This window comes from Piscinibacter sp. HJYY11, from assembly GCF_016735515.1.
GTDB lineage: Bacteria > Pseudomonadota > Gammaproteobacteria > Burkholderiales > Burkholderiaceae_C > Rhizobacter.
In genome coordinates this window covers 3,128,569-3,147,026 of record NZ_JAERQZ010000001.1, presented here as the reverse complement: position 1 = coordinate 3,147,026, position 18,458 = coordinate 3,128,569, and the positions used below count along the sequence as shown (strand labels likewise).

Sequence of the window (18,458 nt, the reverse complement as noted above, 5' to 3'; positions counted from 1 at the left end):
CCACGAGTGCTAGCGGTAGCGAAGCTGCCGTCTACACTCGCTGGCCATGTTCCAAGTTGACCTGAAGCGCCGTGCCCGCGCGGCGGGAATCCACCTGCTCATCTCTGCGCTGATCGCAGCTTTCGCGGCCGCGCTCGTCTTTGGGTTGTGGTTTCCTGGCATTTACCGACGGGTCGCTGGCGGGCAGGACCTCTTTGTCCTGGTCACCGTCGTCGATCTCATCCTTGGTCCGCTGCTCACCTTCGCGGTGTTCAACATCAAGAAGGGCTGGCCTCATCTCAGGCGCGACCTTGCCGTCATCGGCGTGATTCAGGTCGCTGCCTTGGCGTATGGACTGCACACCGTCTACATCGCCCGGCCCGTGGCGATGATTTTTGAAGTTGACCGTTTTCGCGTGATCAGCGCGTTGGACGTTTACACGCCGGAGCTGCCGCTCGCGCCGACCGGCTATCAGCGGATCCCTTTGTCCGGCCCGTGGTTGCTGGGGGCGCGTCCACCTCAGCTGGAAGAAAAAACCGATGCCCTTATGAAGGGGCTGGAGGGCGTCGATGTGGGCCAGCGACCACGCTTCTGGCAGCCTTACGAGCAGTCTCGTTCCGCCGCCTTGAGCAGGTCCCGGCCTGTTGCGGCTTTGGTCAAAAAGTATCCGGCCCAGGCATCGACCATTGAACACGCCGTCGCCACTGCTGGGGTCAACATTGCCGACGCGCGCTTTCTCCCGTTGGCTGCGCGCGGTGACTGGGTGGTGCTGCTCGACTCGAACGGTGACGTCCGCGGCTACGCACCGCTCGATGGGTTCTTCTGATCCGCGCTGAGTCCCGTGGGCGGTCGCGTGAGTGCGACGAGAATCAGAAGATGCATCCGAATCACCCTCAGCCTTCGGCAACTGCGTTGTGGCCGTATGTCGCCGTCGCCGTCGTGGCAGTTTGCGGCCCGGCCTGGCTGGCGCACAACGTCTCTCCGTCGGCCACGTTCTTCAATCAGGCGCTGTCACTTGCCGGCTGGGGCAGTTTTCTGGGCTTGTCGGTGGTTGCCGTCAATCGACCTGTAGGCGGCTTTAGCCGCAACGTGATGCCCCTCGTGCTGGTGGTAATTGCGCTGGTGTTGGGCGTTGTGATGTCCCTTGTGCTGCAGAGGCTTCCCGCTGCATTGGCTTTGTCCGCCCTTGGGCTTCTGTTCGGCGGGCTGCTGGCGATATCGGTCGGGGCGATGGCAGGCCGCAATGTGTTCCATGCGTTCTGCTTGGCGTTGCTGGTGGCTGGGCTGGTGAGCTTCTTGTTTGCAATCGTTCAGGTCTTCAAGCCTGGATGGATCGAGGGCGACTGGATCGCACGTCCGGGAGCCCAAGGTCGAGCGGGGGGCAATCTCCGGCAGCCCAATCACCTGAGCAGCCTGCTGCTGTGGTCGATGGCGTCGTTGATCTGGCTGCACGATTCGCTTGTTGAGAAGTCGAATGGCAAGCCGCAACTGCTGCTGTGGCGAGCGGTTACTGTCGTGGCCCTTGTCTGCCTCATCTTTGGCGACGTGCTGACGGTGTCGCGCACCGGTGCGGTGTGCATCATCCTGCTGGCCGTGTGGGGCGTGCTGGACCGGCAACTTTCACGGTTCACGCGCGTGCTCCTATTTGTCGCGCCCTTGATCTACGGCCTGTGCTGGCTCGGGATGTCGGAGTGGAGTCGCGCAGCAGGCGCAGGCTTCATCGGTGACACGCAACTCAGCAAATCCGACCTCTCCAGCTCCCGCTTTGCCATCTGGTCCAACACCTTCGAGCTGATCAAGCAGAACCCGTGGCTGGGTGTGGGCTGGGGCGAGTTCAACTTCGCGTGGTCGCTCACCCCCTTCCCCAACCGCCCGGTGGCCTTCTTCGACCACACGCACAACCTGCCGCTGAATCTGCTGGTCGAGCTTGGCATTCCGCTCGGCACGCTGGTGCTGGCCCTGCTCACATGGGCATTGTGGAAGGCGTTCGTCGCCTGTCGCATCACCCCGCAGCCGCACGGCACGATGGTCCGCACGGCCTTCGTGATGGTGCTGATGATGGTCGTGCACAGCATGCTGGAGTACCCGTTGTGGTACGCCTACTTCCTGTTGCCCACCGCCTTCGCGCTCGGCATCTGCCTCGGGCATTCGACGCCCTCCGATGACGCCGCCAGCGAGGCGGCGCCGCAAGGCTCATCGCGGCTTCGCACGGCGCTCATCGCCGGCTCTCTGGTGCTGATCGCCGGCACCGCGTTCGCTGTCGTCGACTACACGCGCGTGACCAAGATCTTCGCTGTCGATGATGACGACCCCACGCCGCTCTCCCACCGCATCGCCCAGGGCCAGAAGAGCGTCTTCTTTGCCCACCACGCCGACTACGCCGCCGCGACCGTGGCCACGCATCCGTCGACGGCGTGGAAAGCCTTCCGCCGTGCGCCGCACTTGTTGCTCGACACCCGACTGATGATGGCCTGGGCCAAGGCGTACGCGGAGAAGGGCGACGTGGAGCGTGCGCGCTACATCGCCGACCGTTTGCGCGAATTCCGCAACTCCGACTCAGCAGAGTTCTTCGCGGAGTGCGAGGCGAAGCGGCCCGAGGGTGTGCCGGCGCCCTTCCAGTGCACGCCGGCCACGCGGAAGTTCACCTACCAGGACTTCAAGCTGCGCTGAACGCGATCAAGCGGGCGCCACCCAGTCGCCCGACTTGCCACCGTGCTTCTCCAGCACCCGAATCTCGCCCATCACCATCCCACGATCGGCCGCCTTGCACATGTCGTAGATGGTCAGCAGGCCGACCTGCACCGCGGTCAGTGCCTCCATCTCGACACCCGTGCGCCCGAGCGTCTCGACCTGCACCGTGCAGCGCACGAGCGACGCGCCCGCATCGACCTCGAACTCCACCGCCACCTTGGTGATCGGCAGCGGGTGGCACAGCGGAATCAGCTCGGCCGTGCGCTTGCTCGCCTGGATGGCGGCCACTCGGGCAATGCCCAGCACGTCGCCCTTCTTCGCGCTGCCCGACTGGATGAGCGCCAGCGTCGCCGGCAGCATGCGGATCACGCCGCTCGCCCGCGCGATGCGGTGCGTCTCGGCCTTGCCCGACACGTCGACCATGTGCGCCTGGCCCTGCGCATCGAAGTGGGTCAGGGGTGAAGCGGGGGAAGGCACAGGTGCGGACATGGTCGAGAAACAAGCGGGCAATGTGGCGCTGGCATGATAGTCGGGCAGGGGTCGAACCTTCCCGTTCTGCCCGGCTCCAACACCATCCGTGCCGGCCTCGCCTGATTTGCTGAACATCTCTTCTTCCCATCGCCCGAAGCGGCGCGTACAGCGCCTGCTGGCCCTGCTGTGTGCCGCGAGCCTGCTCGTGCCCGCGGCGCCCACCGTGGTGGTGGCGCAGAGCCGCCTGCCCGCGCTGGGAGAGTCGGCATCCGACGACCTGAGCATCGGCAGCGAGCGCCGGCTGGGCGACCAGATCATGCGCAACATCCGTCGAGACCCGGACTACCTCGACGACCCGGTGCTGCTCGAGTACCTGCAGTCGCTGTGGGACCCGCTCGTCGCCGCCGCACGCCAGCGCGGCGACATCGGCCCCGACCTGGAACAGCGCTTCGCCTGGGAAGCCTTTCTCGTGCGCGACCGCAGCGTCAACGCCTTCGCACTGCCGGGCGGCTACGTCGGCGTGCACCTGGGCCTGATCGCGATGACCTCGACGCGCGACGAACTCGCCTCCGTGCTCGCGCACGAGCTCACCCACGTGAGCCAGCGCCACATCGCGCGCAGCATGGCCAACAGCGCGCGCCAGTCGATGATCGGCATGGTGACCATGATCCTCGGCATGGTCGCGGCCAGCCGCAGCACGCGCATGGATGGCGCCAACGCGCTCATCACCGGCGGCCAGGCCGTGGCCGCGCAAGGCCAGCTCAATTTCTCGCGCGACGCCGAGCGCGAAGCCGACCGCATCGGCTTCTCCGTGCTCACGCAGGCCGGTTACGCGCCCGGCGGCATGGCCGCGATGTTCGAGAAGCTCGAAAACAACTCGCGGCTCAACGACAGCGGCGGCTTCCCCTACCTGCGCACCCACCCCTTGAACGCCGAGCGCATCGGCGAAGCGCGTGCGCGCCAGGGCGCCTCGAGCGCCGCGGCACCGGTCGGCGTGCTGGCCCACGCGGCGGCGCAGGCCCGCGCCAAGGTGATGATGGACACGCGCATCGACGCGCTCCGCCGTTGGCAGGCACTCGAAGCGCCCGCCGGTGCGCCGCCCGCCGAGCGCCTGCTGGCCGCGTATGCCAGCGCGCTCGCCTCCACGCTGTTGCGCGACTGGTCGCGTGCCGACACGGCGCTGCCGATCGCCGTGGCCGCAGCACGCGGCGATGCCCGGGCGCAGCGCGACGTGGCCCTGCTGCAGGCCCAATCGCTGCTCGCGCGTGGCGACACCGAACGTGCCGGCGAGGTGCTGCAGCCCTTTGCCAAGTCCGACGGCCAGCCGTCATCGCGCGCCGTGATGCTGCTCGCCGCGCAGGTGGCCACGCCGCGCGACAAGGCCGCGCTCCAGCGCAGCGCCGAGGAGCTGCAGACCTGGGCCTCGCTGCATCCGCATGACGCCACCGTCTGGTCGCAGCTCGGCCGCACCTGGGAAAAGCTCGACCAGCCGCTGCGGGCCCTGCGCGCCGAAGCCGAGTCGCGCATCGCGCTCGGCGATTTGATGGGCGGTGTCGACCGCCTGCGCGCGGGCCAGCGCCTCGCCCGCAGCAGCCGCAGCACCGACTTCATCGAAGCCTCGGTGATCGACGCGCGCCTGAAGGAGATCGAGGCGCAGGCGCGCCGCCGCGAAGCCGAAGACCGCCAGCGCGAAGGCTGATCCCCACGCCGAGCCCTTATCCTTGCCGCCTTCCAAGGAGGCCTGGAGAAAAAGGCATGCATCGCTTCAAGACTGCCATCCGTCGCGCCGGCGTGGCGCTGTTCGTTGTCGCAGGTGCCGGCATGGCCCACGCGGCCACCGTCGCGAGCGTCACCCCGCAAGGCGAAGTGGCGCAGGTGCGCCAGGTCGTCATCAAGTTCTCCGAAGCCGTGGTGCCCTTCGGCGACCTGCGGCAGCCCGACCCCTTCAGCCTCGCGTGCGAGGGCCCGGTGCCCAAGGGTGCCAGCCGCTGGTCCGATGACCGGGTGTGGCTGTACGACTTCCAGGATCAGGTGCCGCCCGGCACACGCTGCACGCTGAAGCCACGCGCCGAATGGAAGCCGCTCAGCGGCAGCTTCGCGTCGGGAAACTTCAGCTTCAGCACCGGCGGCCCCGCCATCAGCGCGACGCAGCCGTACGCCGGCAACGAGATCGAGGAAGACCAGCACTTCCTGCTGCGCCTCACCGGCCCGGCGGTCGAGTCGACCGTCGTCGCCAACGCGCGCTGCGAGATCGAAGGCATCGGCGAGCGGGTGCCGGTGCGCATCATCACCGGCAGCGTGCGCGACGAGGTGCTGAAGGCGCGCCGCCTGACGAAAGACGCCGCGCGCTGGCTGCTCGTCGCCTGCCAGCGCCCGCTGCCAGTCGACACGCCGGTGCGGCTGGTGTGGGGCGTCGGCATCGCCTCGCAGGCCAACCCGCAGGTCGTGACGCGCACCGAGCAGCGCTACAGCTTCCGCGTGCGCAAGCCCTTCACGGCCGAGTTCAGCTGCGAGCGTGAGCGCGCCGAGGCGCCGTGCCTGCCGATCCGGCCGATGACGCTTCGCTTCTCGTCGCCCGTGCCGCGTGCCACCGCCGAGGCGGTGCGCCTGAAGCCGGCCTCGGGCTCGGCGATGAAGCCGCAGTTCGACAAGGACGACACCGCGGCCGAGGTGAGCGAGCTGCGCTTCCCGTCGCCCTTGCCCGAGTCCGCGAGCCTCGTGGTGGAGTTGCCGCGCGAGGTGAAAGACGTCGCCGGCCGCACGCTCGCCAATGCCGCGAGCTTCCCGCTGAAAGTGGCCACCGGCGAAGCGCCGCCCATCGCCAAGTTCGCCGCGGCGCCCTTCGGCGTGATCGAGCGCGACGCCGAGGCCATGCTGCCCGTCACGCTGCGCCACGTGCAAGGCGACCTGCGCTCGAAGGACGCCGGTGCCGTGCGGGTGAAAACCTTGCGCAGCGACGCCGACATCCTTGCCTGGTACCGCAAGCTCATGCGCTTCCATGAAAGCTCGGTCACGGCCGAAGAGGCTGCGTTGCCGAAGGCGCAGTGGTACGAGGTCGAGCGTGTGAACGACGGCAAGGGCCGCACGCGCGAGGTGAAGCACATGCGCTCGGTGCAGACGCGCGAGGTCTCGCTGCTCGCCCAGGCCGCCGACGTGAAGCGCCTCGACCTGCCGCAGTTGCAGGGCAGCGGGCCGCGCCCGTTCGAGGTGGTGGGCATCCCCTTGCCCGAGCCCGGCTACCACGTGGTCGAGATCGAATCGCAGCGCCTGGGCGAGTCGCTGCTCGACAAGAAGGCGCCGATGTACGTGCGCACCGGCGTGCTCGTCACCAACCTTGGCGTGCACTTCAAGCTCGGCCGCGAGAACAGCCTCGTCTTCGTGACCACGCTCGACCGCGGCAAGCCGGTGGCCGACGCCGACGTGGCCGTGTACGCGTGCCATGGCGACCCGGTGTGGAAGGGTCGCACCGATGCGCAGGGCATCGCCAAGGTCGACAAGGCGCTCGACCTGCGGGGCCTCGACTGCGAAGGCGAACCGGGCTTCTTCGTGAGCGCGCGCAAGGCCGTCGGCCAGGGCACGACCGACCTCGCCTTCGTCTTCAGCAACTGGCAGAAGGGCGTGGAGTCGTGGCGCTTCAGCCACCCCACCAGCCTGGACCCACAGCCCGACCTGCGCGCCCACACCGTGTTCGACCGCACGCTGCTGCGCGCGGGCGAGACGGTGTCGATGAAGCACTTCATCCGCCGCGAGACCTCGGCGGGCCTCGCCATGCTGGCGGCAGCCGAGCTGCCCACGCGCATGAAGATCATCCACCAGGGCAGCGGCCAGGAATACGTGCAGCCGCTCAGCTGGAACGGAGCGCGCAGCGCAAGCGCCACCTGGAACATTCCGGCTGCCGCCAAGCTCGGGGTCTACGACGTGGTGCTCGAGCGTGACAGCGGAAAGGACGACGGCCTGCGACGCCGCTGGGCGAGCGGCAGCTTCCGCGTCGAGGAGTTCCGTCTGCCCCTCGTCGATGCGCGCGTGAGCGGGCCCAAGGCGGTGGCCATCGCGCCGAAGGAGCTGGCCGTGAGCGCGCAACTCAACTACTTCTCCGGCGGCGGCATGGGCAACGCGCCGGCGCGGCTCACCGCCCTGCTGCGCGAGCGCAGCGCCGGCATGCCGGGCTACGACGAATTCAACTTCGGGCCGCCACGCGAGACGAACCGCGACGACGACGAGCCGCGCAACGAACAGGGCCGGCTCGTCGCCGACAAGCTGCCGCTCACGACCGACCGCAACGGTGCGGCCACCGTCACGCTGAAGGACCTGCCGCAGCTCACGCGCCCGAGCGAGCTGGTCACCGAGCTCACCTTCAACGACCCCAACGGCGAGGTGCAGACGGCCTCCACCCGCATCCCGCTCTGGCCGAGTGCGGTGGTGCTGGGCGTGAAGACCGGCTCGTGGGCCAGCAACCGCGGGCGGGTGTTGTTCCAGGCGATCGCACTCGACAGTGCCGGCAAGCCGATCAAGGGCCAGAAGCTCGAGGTGCGTGGCCGGCTGGCGCAGGTGATCAGCACGCGCAAGCGCATGGTGGGGGGCTTCTACGCGTATGACAACCGCACCGAGACGCGGGACCTCGGGGTGCTCTGCAGCGGCAGCACCGACGACCGCGGCCTCGTGCTCTGCGACGCCGCGCTCGACAGCGCCGGCCAGGTCGAGCTCATCGCGCAGGCGAAGGACGGCAACGGCAACCTCGCGCAGGCCGCAAGCTCCGTGTGGGTCACCAGGCAGGGTGAGCTCTGGTTCGCGCAGGACAACGACGACCGCATCGACGTGCTGCCCGAGAAGAAGAGCTACCAGCCCGGCGAGACCGCCAGGCTGCAGGTGCGCATGCCCTTCCGTGAAGCGACAGCACTCGTGAGCGTGGAGCGCGAAGGCATCCTCGCGACGCAGGTCGTCACCCTGCGCGGCGACGACCCGACGGTGGAGCTCAAGATCGACAAGACCTGGGGCCCCAACGTCTACGTGAGCGTGCTCACGCTGCGCGGGCGCATCCGCCACGTGCCGTGGTACTCGTTCTTCACCTGGGGCTGGAAGGAGCCGCTCCACTGGGCGCGTTCGTTCTGGTACGAAGGGCGCGAGTACCAGGCGCCGACCGCGATGGTCGATCTGTCGAAGCCGGCGTTCAAGCTCGGGGTGGCGGCGCTCGACGTGGGCATCGCCGAGCACAAGCTGCAGGTGACGGTCACGACCGACAAGCCGCAGTACAGCATCCGCCAGAAAGCGGTGGCGAAGGTGAAGGTGGTGAAGGACGGCAAGCCGCTGGCCGGCACCGAGGTCGCGTTTGCCGCCGTCGACGAAGGCCTGCTGGCGCTGAAGCCCAACGACTCGTGGGACCTGCTGCACGCCCTGATCCAGCAGCGCGCCTGGGGCGTGGAGACGGCCACCGGCCAGAGCGAGATCATCGGCCGGCGCCATTACGGCCGCAAAGCCGTGGCCGCCGGTGGCGGGGGCGGCAAGAACCCGACGCGCGAGCTCTTCGACACGCTGCTCTTGTGGAAGGACCGCGTGGTGCTCGACGGCAACGGCGAGGCGGTGATCGAGGTGCCGATCAACGATTCGCTCACCAGCTTCTCGCTGGTGGCCATCGCCGACGCGGGTGTGCAGCAGTTCGGCACCGGCAGCGCGAGCATCCGCGTCACGCAGGACCTGCAGGTGCTGCCCGGCCTGCCGCCGCTGGTGCGCGAGGGCGACCAGTTCAGCGCGATGCTGACGCTGCGCAACACCACCGCGCGCGAGATGAAGGTGCGCGTGACGCTGCAGGGCACGGCGCGTGTCGGCGACGACATCGCGCGCACGCCGATCGCGCTCGCGCCGCAGGAGGTCGCCATTCCCGCCGGCTCTGCCAAGGAGCTGACCTGGGGTGTGGCCGTGCCGCCCGAAGCGCTGAGCATCGCGTGGGAGGCCGCGGCCGATGAAGTCGGCGGCGCGGCGGGCCAGGAGCGCGCGAAGGACCGGGTGAAGGTCACCCAGCTCGTGAGCCCGGCGGTGCCGGTGCGTGTGTTGCAGGCAACGCTGCAGCAGCTCGACGGGCCGGTCACGCTGCCGGTGACTGCGCCGGCCGATGCCCTGCCCGAGAGCGGCATCAAGCGCGGTGGCCTCAACGTCGCGGTCCAGCCCAGGCTCACCGGTGCCCTGCCCGGCATCCGTCGCTACTTCGAGACCTACCCCTTCATCTGCCTGGAGCAGAAGACCTCGAAGGCCGTGGGCCTGAAGGACGCGAAGCTGTGGGCCACCGTCGCCAACACGCTGCCGACCTACCTCGACAGCGACGGCCTCGCGAGCTACTTCCCGCCGCGGGCCGACGAGGGCGCGCGTGGCAGCGACCGCCTCACCGCCTACGTGATCGCAGCGACGCACGAAGCGGGCTTCGAGCTGCCCTCGTCGGCGCAGGCCTCGATGCTGGACGGGCTGACCGCGTTCGTCGAAGGACGCATCGAGCGCAAGTTCTGGTCGCCGCGCGCCGACCTCGACGTGCGCAAGCTCGCCGCCATCGAAGCGCTGTCGCGCCACGGCCGCGCGCAGCCGAAGATGCTGGGCTCGATCAACCTCACGCCCAACCAGTGGCCCACTGCCGCGGTGATCGACTGGCTGCAGATCCTGCGGCGCGTGAAAGGCATCCCCGATCAGGCCAAGCGCCTGGAAGAGGCGCAACAGATCCTGCGCGGCCGCCTCACCTACGCCGGCACCACGCTGCGCTTCAGCAATGAAGAGGGCGACTTCTGGTGGTGGCTGATGGACAGCGCCGATGCCAACGCGGCACGGCTCATCCTCGCGGTGCTCGACGAGCCGGGGTGGAAAGACGACCTGCCGCGCATGGTGGTCGGCAGCCTGGGCCGCCAGCGCGGTGGCGCGTGGCTCACGACCACGGCCAACCTCTGGGGGTCGCTCGCGCTCGACAAGTTCTCGGCCCGGTTCGAGTCGGTGAAGATCGTTGGCAGCACGGTGGCCAGCGTCGAAGGCAGCAAGCCCGCCAGCATCGACTGGGCACGCCAGCCGGAGGGCGGCGCCGCGCTGCTCGCCTGGCCCGACAAGGGCGGCACGCTCAACGTCGCCCAGCAGGGCAGCGGCAAGCCCTGGCTCACGGTGCAAAGCCTGGCTGCCATTCCGCTGAAGACGCCGCTGCGTGCGGGCTACAGCCTCACGCGCAGCGTGAGCGCGGTCGAGCAGAAGGACAAGGCCAAGTGGTCGCGCGGCGACGTGATGCGCGTGCGGCTGGAGGTCGAGGCGCAAAGCGACATGACCTGGGTGGTGGTGAGCGACCCGGTGCCGGGTGGCGCCACGCTGCTCGGCTCGGGCCTGGGCCGCGACTCGACCATCGCCACCTCGGGCGAGAAGCAGAGCGGCACGGCCTGGCCGGCGTTCGAGGAGCGCAGCTTCGAGGCCTTTCGCAGCTACTTCGACTACCTGCCCAAGGGCAAGCACGTGATCGAGTACACCGTGCGGCTCAACAACGGCGGCAAGTTCTCGCTGCCGCCGTCGCGCGTGGAGGCGATGTACGCGCCCGAGAGTTTCGGCGAGCTGCCCAACGCGGCGCTGGAGGTGGCGCCGTGAGCGTGCAGGGCAAGGCGGCAGCACTGCTGCTGGCCCTCGGCCTCAGTGCCGGGGCCGCGCAGGCCGTGCCGAGCTTTGCCGAGGTGAAGGCGGCGCACAAGCCGTCGGACGTGACGCTCGTCGACCGCAGCGGCACGCCGATCCAGACGGTGCGCGTCGACAAGACCGTGCGCCGCTTGCCCTGGGTGCCGCTCACCGACATCTCGCCGGCGCTGCTGCACGCCATCGTGCTCAGCGAAGACCAGCGCTTCTACCAGCACAGCGGTGTGGACTGGAGCGCGGTGGCGCAGAGTGCCTGGGGCAACCTGTGGAACACGCGCACGCGTGGCGCGTCCACGCTGACCATGCAGCTCGCCGGCCTGCTCGACGACGAACTGGCGCGCCCGACCGGCGGACGCAGCGTCTCGCAGAAGATGGGTCAGGCCGTCACCGCGTCGCGGCTCGAAGCGCGCTGGAAGAAGAGCGAGATCCTCGAGGCCTACCTCAACCGCGTGGCCTTCCGCGGCGAGCTGGTCGGCGTGGCCGCCTTGTCGCAGACGCTTTTCGGCAAGCACCCAAGCGGCCTCGATGCGCAAGAAGCCGCGCTCGCTGCCGCACTGCTGCGCAGCCCGAACGCCGATGCCGACACCGCCGCGCGGCGCGCCTGTGGCGTGCTGCAGCAGCAGAAGCTCGAGTGCACCGGCGTGGTGGCCCTGGCACACGGTGCGTTCCGCAAGCGCGGTGGCATGGTGCTGGGCGAGCAACTGGCGCCGCACGTCGCGCGCCAGCTCACGCTGAACCAGCCTGTGGTGCGCACCACGCTCGACGCCCGCCTGCAGCGCTTCGTCGTCGCCACCCTGCGCCGGCACCTCGCCGAGCTGGGTGGCCGCAATGTGGAAGACGGCGCCGTGCTGGTGCTCGACAACAAGAGCGGCGAGGTGCTGGCCTGGGTGGGCAGCAGCGGCGGGCTGTCGGAGGCGGCGCAGGTCGATGGCGTCGTCGCGCGACGGCAGGCCGGCTCCACGCTCAAGCCCTTCCTCTACGGCCTTGCCTTCGAGCGCCGCCTCATCACGCCCGCGAGCCTGCTCGACGATTCGCCGGCGCAGATCGCCACGAGCAGCGGCCTCTACCTGCCGCAGAACTACGACAAGAGCTTCAAGGGCTGGGTCAGCGCGCGCACCGCGCTTGGCGGCAGCCTCAACGTGCCGGCGGTGCGCGTGGGCGCAATGCTCGGGCCCGAGGCGGTGCTGGCGCGCTTGAATGCGCTCGGCTTCGCCCTGCCGGAGTCCGCAGGTTTCTATGGCCACGCGCTGGCACTCGGTGGTGCCGACGTGACGCTGCAGGCGCTGACCAACGCGTACCGCAGCCTCGCGAATGGCGGTGTCCATGCCCCCGTCGTCTTGCAGGCCGCGCCGACCGCAACACGCGCCGTGGCCGACCCGGCGGCCACCTACCTCGTCACCGACATCCTGGCCGACAACGCCGCGCGTGCGCAGACCTTCGGCCTCGACAGCGCGCTCGTCACCCCCGGCTTTGCCGCGGTGAAGACCGGCACCAGCAAGGACATGCGCGACAACTGGTGCATCGGCTACACCGACCGCTACACCGTCGGCGTGTGGGTGGGCAACGCGAGCGGCGAGGCCATGCACCAGGTGAGCGGCGTGAGCGGTGCCGCGCCGATCTGGCAGGCGCTGGTGCGCCACCTGCACGACGGGCGTGTGTCGAAGCGGCCGCCGTTGCCCCAGGGCATCGTGCAGGAGCGGGTGCTGCTCGCCGGCAACGCGGAGCCGGCGCGTGACGAGCTTTTCCTGGCCGGCACCACACAGGCGCACTGGCAACCCAGCGCCCAGATGCAGGCACGCCAGCGATACGGCATCACGAGCCCGCGCGATGGCAGCCTCTTTGCGATCGACCCCGACATGCCGCCGCGTGCGCAGCGCATCCACTTCGAAGGCGAGCGTGGCACCTGGGTGCTCGATGGCAAGCGGATCGGCGAGGGCGCGCGCGTCAGCTGGGCGCCGTGGCCGGGCCGCCACGAGCTGCAGCTCATCGGCCGCGACGGCCGTGAAATCCAGCGCGTGCGCTTCGAAGTGCGTGGCGCCGGCGTGAAAACGGCGCAGCTCGCGCGTTAGCTTCAGGCTAATATCCGCGGGCCTCGCCACACGGCGGGGCACGTCGCTCGGACGGTTCCGGGCGCTCACGTGAAAGTCACACCATGTCTGCATCAGGCAAGCGCCGCTTCGCGCGCATCGATCGCCTTCCCCCCTACGTCTTCAACATCACGGCCGAGCTCAAGCTCGCGGCACGCCGGCGCGGCGAAGACATCATCGACATGAGCATGGGCAACCCCGACGGGGCCACGCCGCCGCACATCGTCGCCAAGCTCGCCGAGGTCGCGCAGCGGCCCGACACCCACGGCTACTCGGCCAGCAAGGGCATCCCGCGCCTGCGCCGTGCGATCTCGCACTGGTACCGCGACCGCTACGGCGTGGAGATCGATGCCGACCACGAGGCCATCGTCACCATCGGCTCGAAGGAAGGCCTGGCCCACCTGATGCTCGCCACGCTCGACCGCGGCGACACCGTGCTCGTGCCCGACCCGAGCTACCCGATCCACATCTACGGCGCGGTGATCGCCGGCGCCGACATCCGCTCGGTGCCGCTGGTGCCCGGCGTCGATTTCTTCGCCGAGCTGGAGCGCGCCATCCGCGGCAGCTACCCCAAGCCCAAGATGATGGTGCTGGGCTTCCCGTCCAACCCGACGGCCCAGTGCGTCGAGCTCGACTTCTTCGAGCGCGTGATCGCGCTCGCGAAGAAGCACGACATCTTCGTCGTGCACGACCTCGCGTACGCCGACATCGTGTTCGACGGCTGGAAGGCGCCGTCGATCATGCAGGTGTCGGGTGCGAAGGACATCGCGGTCGAGTTCTTCACCTTGAGCAAGAGCTACAACATGGCCGGCTGGCGGGTCGGCTTCATGGTGGGCAACCGCGAGCTGGTGGCCGCGCTCGCGCGCATCAAGAGCTACCACGACTACGGAACCTTCACGCCCTTGCAGGTGGCCGCCATCGCAGCGCTCGAAGGCGACCAGCAATGCGTGAAGGACATCGCGCTGCAGTACCAGAAGCGGCGCGACGTGCTGGTAAAAGGCCTGCGCGAAGCCGGGTGGGACGTGGAATGCCCCAAGGCCTCGATGTACATCTGGGCGATGATCCCCGAGCGCTACCGCGCACTCGGCTCGCTCGAGTTCGCCAAGCTGCTGCTCGAGAAGGCCAAGGTCAGCGTGTCGCCCGGCATCGGCTTCGGCGACCACGGCGACGACCACGTGCGCTTCGCCTTGATTGAAAACGAGTCGCGCATCCGCCAGGCCATCCGCGGCATCAAGGCCATGCTGAAAGACGGCACTGCCGATGTGCCTTCTGTACGCATCAACAGGGTATGAATGCTTAGGAGCCTGCCCCCTGTTTTCGGCGGTGGGCGCCGCTTACGCTGAGTCTCCACACCGGTGCGCCCCATGCAGGCGCACTGTCCATCAAGGAGACAACGCAATGAGTTTTCGACTGACCCTGCCCTGGCGCTGGCTGTGCGCCCTGCTTCTCTCGCTGCTGAGCCTGTCGGTCTTTGCCGGCACGACCAGCGCCTTCACCTTCAAGGCCAAGAGCTACAGCGGCTCGCGCGACCGCCAGTACAAGGTCTACGTGCCCAGCGGGCTCAGCGGCCCCGCCCCGATGGTCATGGCGCTGCATGGTTGCCAGCAGACGAACGACGACGTGCTCAACGACTGGGGGCTCAAGGCCGCGGCCGACCAGTACCGGTTCATCCTGGTCGCGCCCTTCATCACGAGCTACACCGGCCTGCGCAACACCAACTGCTGGGGCTTCTGGTTCAGCGCGGAGATCCGCGAAGGCGCGGGTGAGGTCGAAGACCTGCGCAGCCTTGCGATCGAGGTCGAGGGCCGCTACGCGATCGACCCCAACCGCCGCTACATCACCGGCCTGTCGTCGGGCGGTGCCATGGTGGTGGCTGCCCTCGTGGCGCACAACGAATACTGGTCCGCAGGCGCGAGCGTCGAGGGCCTGCCGTATGCCGAAGGGGCGGCGGCGGTCAACTTCGCCGGCTGCGGCAACGGCTTCCCGACCTACCACTCGGTGAGCCAGATCGTGTCGGACGTGAACGCGGCCAAGAACAACCCCTACCGCGTGCCGCTGATGGTGGTGCAGAACAACAACGACTGCACGGTGCTCAGGCAGAACGCGATCAACCTGCGCGATGCGCACCTCAAGGCGTTCGGCCCGGCCGGCTACGACACCCCCGCCACCGCACGTGCGCGCAGCAGCGGTTGCAGCCCGGTGAACGGCAATGCCTACGGATGCGAGCAGGTCTACTACACGGTCGATGCCAGCGCCGCCAGCCGCTCGGTCGTGGAGACGGTCTTCTACAGCGGGCCGACGGCCACCGCCAACACCGCCGACACCGACCATGCGCACTACTGGATCGGCGGCGTCAACGGCAACGAAGGCAAGTGGGCGGTCAAGACCGGCCCGAGCCTGCCCGACATCACCTGGAACTTCTTCTCGCGCCACCCGCGCGGCGACAACCCGCCGCCGCCCACCGGCGCGCCGGTCATCACGCTGAACGGTGCCAACCCCATGACGCTCACCGTGGGCCAGGTCTTCACCGACCCCGGCGCCACCGCCACCGACCCTGAAGACGGCAACGTGGCCGTGACCGCCAGCTGCAGCGTCAACACGGCGCAGGCTGGCACCTACGGCTGCACCTACCGCGCGACCGACCGCGCCGGCAACACCACGACCGCCACGCGCACCGTGGTCGTCAACCCGACGACGCCCCCGCCGACCACCTGCCCCACGAGCACCGCCTCGCCGGTCGCGCACGTGAACGCAGGGCGCGCCACGCGCGGCGGGGTGTCGTTGCTGCGGGCCATCACCACCGGTGACAAGGTCGACATCGGCGGCACCTTCGACACCTGGACGCAGGTCAAGCTCTATCAAGCGAGCGGCGGCTGGTACAAGAACCGGCCAGCGGGTTGCACCAACTGACGAGTGCAGCGGTGTTCAGGCCGGCCGCCCTGCGTGGCCGGCCTGATGTGAGTCAGCCTCGCGGCGCGAAGATGCGCTCGAGCGCGGCGTCGATCACCATGCCGCACAGGCTGTAGATCAGCGACCCGATGAGCGCCGCGCCGAAGCTCGCCACCGACATGCCCGAGAGCAGCTCGGCCGCGAAATAGAACATCAGCGCATTGATCACGAAGAGGAAGAGCCCGAGCGTGATCACCGTCACCGGCAGCGTCAGCAGCACCAGCAGCGGACGCAGCAGCGCGTTGAGCAGGCCGAGCACGAGGGCCGCGACCATGGCCGAGGTGAAGTTGGTGACGGTCACGCCCGTGTAGACGTGGGCGACCAGCAGCAAGGCGGCGGCGAGCAGGAGCCAGCGGACGACGATCTTGATCATGGTGGCGCAGCATAGCCGCTGCCCCCCGCTTCAGGCGGAGTCGGGACAACCCCACTCTGATCAATCACAAATACGAATCGTTCTCATTAGTGATACAGTTGCGCGCTCCGCTGCCCCGGCAGCCGTTTTTCGCTGTCGCGCTCCATGTCGTCGCTCTCCATCGCCCAAGAAGCCGTGCCCGATCCGCTTGCGATGGCGGCCTTGCGCCTGCCGCTGCAGCGTCGAGATGGGCTGAGCCCGATGCAGTACCGCGCGGTGGTCGCCGCCATCGCGGTCGCCCACGTGGGCGGCATCTGGGGCTTCCTGCAGGTGCCGGCCGTGCGTGCCACGGTGGTCGACGCGGCGCCGATCTTCGTGAACCTGCTCGCGCCGCCTGCGCCTCCGGCGCCGCCACCCCCGCCGCCGCCCGACGTGAAGCCGGTCGTCAAGGCGCCCGAGCCCCGCGTGATCGCGGCCGCGCCGTCGCCCACCCCGGCCACCTTCGAAGCCCCGCCCGCACCTGAGGTGCCGGCCCCACCCGCGCCCGTGGTGGTCGAAGCGCCCCCGGCCCCGCCTGCGCCTCCAGCGCCGCCTGCGCCACCGCCCCCGCCGCCGGAGATGGCGGCTTCCGAGATCCGCTACATCGTGCAGCCCAAGCCGGTGTATCCGCGCCTGTCCGAGCGCAACGGCGAAACCGGCGTGGTGCAGATGCGGGTCGAGGTCGACACCCGGGGTCGGCCAATGCAGGTCACCGTGACGAGGTCTTCCGGTTTCCCGCTCCTGGACGAGGCGGCCGTCGCCGCCCTGCGCCGGGCTCAATTCAAGCCCCACACCGTCAATGGCGTGCCCGTCATCGCCTCGGCGCCCGTCTCCATCGCATTCGACCCACCTGATCGTTGACCATGAACCCAGCAGACACCTCCTTGGGCTTCGCCCACTTCATCTCCCAGAGCGACGTCGTCGGCAAGACACTGCTGGCGATCCTGGTGCTCATGTCGGTGGTCTCGTGGGCCATCATCGCCATCAAGGGCGTCACGCTGCTCGCGCGCAAGAGGCGCAGCGAGGCCTTCCTGTCCTTCTTCTGGAATGCGACCTCGCTCGACGCAGTGGCCTCCGAGATCGTGACCCACGGCGCCAACGATCCCTTCTCGCACCTGACCAGCCACGCGATGAGCGCCCGCGCCCACCACGCCAAGTACGGCGCGGCCAAGCTGGAAGAAGCGGGCAGCGCCGGTGATTTCGTCACCCGCACCATCAAGAAGGTGCTCGACGAAGAGACCACGCGCCTGGAGAACGGCCTGGCCATGCTCGCCACCGTCGGCGCGACCGCTCCCTTCGTCGGCCTCTTCGGCACCGTGTGGGGCGTGTACCACGCGCTCGTCGCCATCGGCATGAGCGGCGCCGGCACGCTCGACAAGGTGGCCGGCCCGGTGGGCGAGGCGCTGATCATGACGGGCCTCGGCCTCGCGGTCGCGATCCCGGCGGTGATGGGCTACAACTGGCTCACGCGTTCCAACCGCGTGATCCTCTCCAAGCTCGATGCCTTCGCCTACGAGCTGCACACCTTCGTGTCGATGGGCCAGCCGCTGTCCGGCGAAGTCGTGCCGCTGCGCCACGGCGTCCCGCAGACGCGCGCCGCCTGAGGAGCACACGATGGCTTTCGCAAGCTTCGACAACCGCAGCGCGGGCGCCCCCATGGCCGAGATCAACATGGTGCCGTTGATCGACGTCATGCTGGTGCTGCTCGTCATCTTCATCGTCACCGCGCCGCTGCTCACGCAGGCCGTCAAGCTCGAGCTGCCCAAGGCCAGCTCGCAGCCCAACATCACGCAGGTCGAGAAGATCGAGTTCGCCATCGATGCCAACGGCGGCCTCTTCTGGAACGGCGAGCCGGTGGAGCGCGGCGAGGCCGCCCGCCGCTTCGGCGTCGAGAGCCAGAAGAACCCGCAGCCCGAGGTGCACCTCAAGGCGGACCAGAACGTGCCCTATCGCTCCGTCGCCCAGACCCTGGCCGACGCATCCAAGGCCGGCCTGACCAAGGTCGGTTTCATCAGCGAGCCCGAATCGCCATGAACGTCATGCCGCCGCCCAACCCGGTCGACAGGGCGCCCGTCCGCGCGCCGCAGCCTGCGGTAACCGAGCAGCGCATTTCGAGCCGGCAACTGCTGGGCGACGCCAAGGAGGTGCTGATCGAGCACCACGGCGCCGTCTACCGCTTGCGCGAGACCTCACTCGGCAAGCTCATCCTCACGAAGTAGACCTTTCCAAGAATCGAACAACCGCACCAGCCA

At 68.9% G+C, this 18,458-nt stretch carries 13 protein-coding genes; 11 read left to right on the top strand and 2 right to left on the bottom strand.

What is annotated here, in order from left to right; genetic code table 11:
- The first annotated feature begins 46 nt into the window (after positions 1–46).
- Positions 47–805 carry a TfpX/TfpZ family type IV pilin accessory protein gene (gene tfpZ / locus JI745_RS14610; protein WP_201808174.1) on the top strand — a complete coding sequence of 253 codons (759 nt, stop codon included), beginning with the start codon at positions 47–49 and terminating at the stop codon, positions 803–805.
- A gap of 50 nt (positions 806–855) precedes the next feature.
- Entirely contained in the window at positions 856–2,649 is a 1,794-nt protein-coding gene (locus JI745_RS14605; RefSeq protein WP_201808171.1) for a PglL family O-oligosaccharyltransferase, read from the top strand.
- 6 nt (positions 2,650–2,655) lie between these two features.
- Here the strand turns inward: JI745_RS14605 and moaC are convergent, their stop codons facing one another.
- Complete coding sequence (moaC, locus tag JI745_RS14600; RefSeq protein WP_201808169.1) at positions 2,656–3,159, bottom strand: cyclic pyranopterin monophosphate synthase MoaC; 504 nt, start codon at positions 3,157–3,159, stop codon at positions 2,656–2,658.
- 106 nt (positions 3,160–3,265) lie between these two features.
- Between moaC and JI745_RS14595 the strand changes: the two genes are divergently transcribed.
- From JI745_RS14595 to JI745_RS14575, 5 genes are all read left to right on the top strand, one after another.
- On the top strand, positions 3,266–4,840 hold the full coding sequence (locus JI745_RS14595) for a M48 family metalloprotease (protein ID WP_236675001.1): 1,575 nt from the start codon (positions 3,266–3,268) through the stop codon (positions 4,838–4,840).
- A 56-nt stretch (positions 4,841–4,896) separates the two neighbouring features.
- Positions 4,897–10,737, top strand: coding sequence for an alpha-2-macroglobulin (locus tag JI745_RS14590; RefSeq protein WP_201808167.1), 5,841 nt, complete (start codon positions 4,897–4,899; stop codon positions 10,735–10,737).
- Positions 10,734–12,848, top strand: a complete 2,115-nt coding sequence (gene pbpC, locus JI745_RS14585; protein WP_310738635.1) for a penicillin-binding protein 1C — start codon at positions 10,734–10,736, stop codon at positions 12,846–12,848. The genes JI745_RS14590 and pbpC overlap by 4 nt, the downstream gene beginning before the upstream one ends.
- Before the next feature lie 83 nt (positions 12,849–12,931).
- Positions 12,932–14,158, top strand: coding sequence for an alanine transaminase (gene alaC / locus JI745_RS14580; protein WP_201808165.1), 1,227 nt, complete (start codon positions 12,932–12,934; stop codon positions 14,156–14,158).
- Between the two features lie 106 nt (positions 14,159–14,264).
- Positions 14,265–15,776, top strand: coding sequence for a PHB depolymerase family esterase (locus tag JI745_RS14575; protein ID WP_201808163.1), 1,512 nt, complete (start codon positions 14,265–14,267; stop codon positions 15,774–15,776).
- A 52-nt stretch (positions 15,777–15,828) separates the two neighbouring features.
- Here JI745_RS14575 and JI745_RS14570 read toward each other — a convergent pair whose 3' ends face one another.
- The gene (locus tag JI745_RS14570) at positions 15,829–16,188 is read right to left on the bottom strand and encodes a phage holin family protein (RefSeq protein WP_236675000.1); all 360 of its coding nucleotides are present in this window, start codon (positions 16,186–16,188) and stop codon (positions 15,829–15,831) included.
- 144 nt (positions 16,189–16,332) lie between these two features.
- Here JI745_RS14570 and JI745_RS26785 point away from each other — a divergent pair, with 144 nt between their 5' ends.
- Genes JI745_RS26785 through hemP form a run of 4 tightly spaced genes read left to right on the top strand, consistent with a single transcriptional unit; the run spans position 16,333 to position 18,425 of the window.
- A complete protein-coding gene (locus JI745_RS26785; RefSeq protein ID WP_201808155.1) occupies positions 16,333–17,067 on the top strand; it encodes an energy transducer TonB in 735 nt (244 codons plus the stop codon).
- Between the two features lie 2 nt (positions 17,068–17,069).
- Entirely contained in the window at positions 17,070–17,810 is a 741-nt protein-coding gene (locus JI745_RS14560) for a MotA/TolQ/ExbB proton channel family protein (RefSeq protein WP_201808153.1), read from the top strand.
- A gap of 10 nt (positions 17,811–17,820) precedes the next feature.
- Entirely contained in the window at positions 17,821–18,240 is a 420-nt protein-coding gene (locus JI745_RS14555; RefSeq protein ID WP_201808150.1) for a biopolymer transporter ExbD, read from the top strand.
- Positions 18,237–18,425 carry a hemin uptake protein HemP gene (gene hemP, locus JI745_RS14550; protein WP_201808148.1) on the top strand — a complete coding sequence of 63 codons (189 nt, stop codon included), beginning with the start codon at positions 18,237–18,239 and terminating at the stop codon, positions 18,423–18,425. Before JI745_RS14555 ends, hemP begins: the two co-directional genes overlap by 4 nt.
- The last annotated feature ends 33 nt before the right edge of the window (positions 18,426–18,458 follow it).